Consider the following 2,141-nt stretch of genomic DNA (forward strand, 5'->3'; position numbering starts at 1 on the left):
AACCTCACGGCGAGACCGCCCCGAAGTCCCGCCGGTCGGTCCACATGCTCTGGAAGAGCCGCTCGTAGGAGGCGGCCACGGCCGGGTCGCGGATCACCAGCAGGTTCTCGTCGTTCTCGCCGGCGGCGGAGAGCGTCCAGTTGTAGCTGCCGGTGATCACCGTCCGCCCGTCGACGACGGCCACCTTCAGGTGCATCAGGCCGCTGTGGCGGTTCTCCTCCACCGGGACGCCCACCCGCAGAAGTTCGCGGACCACCGCCTTCTGGTGGGGGTTGCGGAGCTCCTCCCGGTCGGTGATCAGCCGCACGCGGACGCCGCGCCGCTGCGCAGCCAGCACGGCCTGGGCGATGCGCTCGTCGGTGAAGGAGTAGACCGCCACGTCCAGCGTCGCCCGCGCCGCGCCGATCTCCCCCGCCACCCGCGCCGCGGCGTCGCCGCCCCCGCGCGGGAAGAGCCAGGCCACGTCGCCGCTCGTGCCCCCCGCCGGAGCCCCCGCGTAGAGCCGGTCGACGCGGGCGCTGGCCTGGCCGCAGCCGGCCAGGAACGCCAGGAGCACGAGGGCGAGAAGCGGGCCGCCCATCCTCCCTCTTCGCACCCTTGGCCACCTCCCCGGTCGCGCGCCCGCCGCCGGACGGAGGGCGCCGAGCCGCCCGCACTCCGGTCCAGGCGCGCACCCCCGATGGTACCCCTGCCTGCAGCTGGCGGGGCAACCGGCACCTGCCGGCGAGAGCGCCCACCTTCCCCCGCCCGCGCCGCCGGTGTACGTTGGCGCGGGAGAGGCCGCCGCCGGCCGCGGGCCGGCCCCGGCGGCCCCGGAGAGGAGGGGCCCCATGCGCGTCCTCATCGCCAGCGACGGCTCGGAGACCGCCCTGGCCGCCGCAACCTGGATCGCCGAACGCCTGCCGGCTCTCCGCGAGGCGCTGGTCCTCACCGCCTGGCGGAGCAGCGCCGAGGCCGCCCAGGCGGCGGCCGAGGCGACGCGCCGACCGCTGGAGGAGCGCCTGCCCGGGCGCGTGCGCGTCGCGCTGCGCCGGGCCGAGGGCCCGGCCGGCGTGGTGGAGTGCATCCTCGCGGCACTGCGCGAGCATCCGGCCGACCTGCTGGTGGCGGGCAGCCGCGGCCTGAACGAGCTGGAGGGGATGCTGCTGGGCAGCGTCTCGCACGGGCTGGTCCAGCGGAGCCCGCTGCCGGTCCTGGTCTTCCCGGCCCGGGCCGCGGCGCCCGCACCGGCGGGGGAGGAGAGGCCGCTCCGCCTGGCGGTGGGCAGCGACGGCTCGCCGCGCGCGCTGGCGGCGGCGCACTGGGTGGCGCGACACCTCCCCGGCGCCCTCGCCGCCGTCGTCGCCGTCGCCCGCTTCGCGCCGCCCGGCGTCGCCTCGGGCCTGGCCGGCTACGAGGCCTGGGAGGAAGCCCGCCGCCGCGCGCTCGAGCGCGCCCGCGAGGCGGCGGAGGAGGCGGCGCGCGCCTTCGACCCCGGGCGGCCGCCGGCCGAGCTGCACGTGCTGGAGGCTGGCGAAGGGTCGGTGGCCGCCGCCCTGGTCGACTTCGCGGAAGGCTGGGGGGCCGACCTGCTGGCGCTGGGGCGGAGCGGCCAGGGCCGCCTCGCGCGGCTGATGCTGGGCAGCGTCACCTACGCGGTGCTGCAGCGGAGCCGCCTGCCCGTGCTGGTGGTGCCGGAGGAGGCGCCGGAGGCGGGCGGCGAGGGGTAGGGCGGCCGCGCGGCGCCGGCGGCGGCCGCCCTAGCCTCAGGCGCCCTCGCCGGCCCCGCCGGCCGCGCCTTCGGCGCGCTCCGCGCCCGCGGGCGGCTCCCCGATGCGGAGGAGGAGGTCGCCCGGCTCCACTTCCTCCCCCTCGCGCACCCGCACCTCCGCGACGCACCCGTCGAGCGGCGCCGTCAGCGTCGTCTCCATCTTCATCGCCTCCAGCACCAGGAGCGGCTGGCCGCGGCGGACCGCCTCGCCCTCGCGGACGCGCAGGCGGGCGACGCGGCCGCGCAGCACCGCGGCCACCTGCGCCGGGTCGCCCGGCTCCGCCTTGGGCCGCGCCGGCCGGGCCGGCGCCCGGCGCCGGTCGAGGATGCGCGTCTCGCGCGGCGAGCCGTTCAGCTCGAAGTAGAGCGTCCGCTCACCCCGCTCGTCGGC

At 79.1% G+C, this 2,141-nt stretch carries 3 protein-coding genes; 1 reads left to right on the forward strand and 2 read right to left on the reverse strand.

Going from position 1 to position 2,141, the window contains the following annotated elements; all coding sequences use genetic code 11:
* Positions 1–4 precede the first annotated feature (4 nt).
* Positions 5–595 (reverse strand): phospholipase D family protein, encoded by a 591-nt coding sequence (locus tag K6U79_11580; GenBank protein ID MCL6522994.1) that lies wholly within the window; start codon positions 593–595, stop codon positions 5–7.
* 235 nt (positions 596–830) lie between these two features.
* Here K6U79_11580 and K6U79_11585 point away from each other — a divergent pair, with 235 nt between their 5' ends.
* Positions 831–1,709: a universal stress protein gene (locus K6U79_11585; GenBank protein MCL6522995.1), complete on the forward strand. Its 879-nt coding sequence runs from the start codon at positions 831–833 to the stop codon at positions 1,707–1,709.
* Between the two features lie 36 nt (positions 1,710–1,745).
* Here the strand turns inward: K6U79_11585 and K6U79_11590 are convergent.
* Positions 1,746–2,141, reverse strand: a 396-nt coding sequence (locus tag K6U79_11590; protein ID MCL6522996.1) for a biotin/lipoyl-binding protein, incomplete at its 5' end; no start/stop codon positions are given.

It is taken from the genome of Bacillota bacterium (assembly GCA_023511835.1).
In the GTDB taxonomy this organism is placed as follows: Bacteria; Bacillota; Sulfobacillia; order JAIMAT01; family JAIMAT01; genus JAIMAT01.

Bases quoted from the DNA above. Each gene is read 5' to 3' on its own strand.
- K6U79_11585 (MCL6522995.1), top strand. From the start codon at position 831: ATGCGCGTCCTCATCGCCAGCGACGGCTCGGAGACCGCCCTGGCCGCC.